This window comes from Thomasclavelia sp. (assembly GCF_017889095.1).
Taxonomy (GTDB): Bacteria; Bacillota_I; Bacilli_A; order Erysipelotrichales; family Coprobacillaceae; genus Thomasclavelia.
On sequence record NZ_JAGHEW010000409.1, the window covers coordinates 1 to 1,984 of the forward strand.

Consider the following 1,984-nt stretch of genomic DNA (forward strand, 5'->3'; position numbering starts at 1 on the left):
ACCGGAGTGGATACTGGAAGAGTTTTTAGGAGAAGAAATCCATTCCGGCAAAAGAAACCATGGATACAGCTGTCAGTGTCCAGAATGCAATGGAACAATGGTTAGGAAAAAACAGTAATTTTCTAACCCTTTTTCAGTTTCACAGAAACACCCGGCTGTAATGATATACGTACAGGCTGGGTGCTTTTGATTTTCACCTAAACGAATCTAAATTCCTATATAAAAAAATAAAAGACACCTAAGTGTCTTTAACCAAATAATTTAACCAGCGCTTTTTCTAAGCCATTATTTTGAATTGTATCACTAACTAAATCACTAATTGCTTTTAGCTCATCAACAGCATTTCCCATCGCTACACCCGTACCAACCATTTGAATCATTTCCATGTCATTCAAACCATCACCAAAGCCGTAACTATCTTCTACTTCTAAATTTAAATACTCTAATACTTTTTTAATTCCCGTCGCTTTAGAAATCACATTAGAATAAATCTCAAAAGCATTTTCAGTTCCATGTTTATCATATCTAAATTCGTCTTTGATCATTTCTTCAACTTCTTTTTGTTTATCAAACGGAACACTTACTTCAATTTTTAAACAATCAGGCAATACCTTAGCTACTTCAAAATCATCAATTAAATACTTTTCATTAATATTACAGCTAATAAAGAAATCCTTTAAAACCTGATATTTAGGATTCAAATAAGCACCACGACTTGTTTCAATAATATATTCATAATTTTGATTTTCCAAATGAGCGATTAATTTTTTAGTCTTATCAAGTTCAGTTGGCTGATGATAAATAAACTTTCCATTTAACTCTACATGAGCCCCATTAGCTAAGATCATTCCATCAAAACCAAATTCAGTTAATTCTTTAGGAATAAAAGCATAAGGTCTTCCCGTAGCAATAAACAACAAATGTCCCTGCTTTTGTAATTTATGCATCATTTCTTTAGCCCCTTTAGGAATATCAGGTACACCATTATGTCCATCAGTCAAAGTTCCATCAATATCAAAGAATAATACTTTTGTCATCTGTTTCACCTCTTGTTTATCTTGCTTCTATTATAACAAAAGCATTATTTCAACAGCTTTTTTTACTGTTTTTGAAAACTTTTTCAAGATTAGTTAAAACAGTTTTCCACCGTTTAGATTATCTTATTAAAAATAGATTAGATATAATTACAACTTTCTAAATCAGTAAATCACCTATATTTACTCTCTCTTTATTTAATTTACAAATCAAGTCAGCATTATCGGCTTTTTAATAAGAACCTAATCATTTACTACAATTCTAAGTTCTTCATGAAAATATTTAAGAGTAGAATATTTATATTTTCTTTCAAATTGTTTGCTATGTAATCGTTTATGCCCGTTAATATGTTCAATATAATCATGTATATATTTTTCTAAATTCTTATGAATATAATCTTCTTGTTTTTCAAATTCTTTATATTCATCAACATCAATAGTGGAACTTTCACCAATATATTTATCTTTTGAAACAATAACAAGTTTAGAAAAATCCAATCCTGATTGATGTTTTTTACTTCTATCAGAAAATTTAAACTTATAGTCATTATTATGTTTCATCTCTGTTCTAAATAGTACACATACATAACGATCTGTTAAATAATCAATCTCAAATAAAACAACATCATAACTTCTTCCTTTTTTTGTTAAAATTTCTTGATATTGGTCATGAGGATAGTCTTTATAAAATTGCTCACTCAACTTTTTTATTTCGTACTTATACACTTTACTTATCCTCCTAAAAAAAATAAGAGGAACCTGTTATAGATTCCTCTATCTTGCATCCTTGAGCCATTTTTTATTTTATCGATGTGTCTTTGCTCTCACACATCATCATCGCTAGGTCATTTTTTATTTTACCGACGAGTCAGAACCGTCACTCGTCATCATAGGATGCTTTGAGGTTGAACACCTCATTATTAATATGCACCAAATATGCATTTAATAAC

2 protein-coding genes are annotated in these 1,984 nt (G+C 29.6%); both read right to left on the reverse strand.

All coding sequences use genetic code 11. From position 1 onward, the window contains the following. Positions 1-248: 248 nt before the first annotated feature. Positions 249-1,037 (reverse strand): Cof-type HAD-IIB family hydrolase, encoded by a 789-nt coding sequence (locus J7M77_RS16785; protein WP_296880651.1) that lies wholly within the window; start codon positions 1,035-1,037, stop codon positions 249-251. Positions 1,038-1,277: 240 nt separating this feature from the next. Then, entirely contained in the window at positions 1,278-1,760 is a 483-nt protein-coding gene (locus J7M77_RS16790; protein WP_296880653.1) for a hypothetical protein, read from the reverse strand. Between the last annotated feature and the right edge of the window lie 224 nt (positions 1,761-1,984).

Coding starts and splice junctions, on each gene's coding strand:
- J7M77_RS16785 (WP_296880651.1), bottom strand. CDS start 1,037: ATGACAAAAGTATTATTCTTTGATATTGATGGAACTTTGACTGATGGA.